Source organism: Streptomyces sp. NRRL WC-3742, assembly GCF_000720635.1.
In the GTDB taxonomy this organism is placed as follows: domain Bacteria; phylum Actinomycetota; class Actinomycetes; order Streptomycetales; family Streptomycetaceae; genus Kitasatospora.
Genome location: NZ_JOCF01000213.1, coordinates 1 through 236 on the forward strand (window position 1 = coordinate 1; position 236 = coordinate 236).

Here is a 236-nt window from a genome sequence, read left to right on the forward strand (position 1 = left end):
AGCTGCGGGGAGACCTGCTTGCCGGTCTGGCCGACCTGGCTGGTGTGCGGGTACCAGCCGGCGTCGACGGCCGCGCGCGAGGCACCGACGGCCGCGCCGAGGGCGTCCGCGAGCTCCTCGACGACGCCGAAGCCGGCGGCCTCGCCGACGCCGCGGCCGCCGGAGACCACGATCGCGGCCTCGGTCAGCTCGGGGCGGCCGGAGGAGACGCGCGGGGTGCGCGAGGTGACCTTGGC

At 78.4% G+C, this 236-nt stretch carries 1 protein-coding gene; it reads right to left on the reverse strand.

Features of this window, described 5'->3' with window-relative positions:
- A partial coding sequence (locus tag IH61_RS0140100) for an FAD-binding protein (RefSeq protein ID WP_031079464.1) occupies window positions 1–236 on the reverse strand: 236 nt, incomplete at both ends.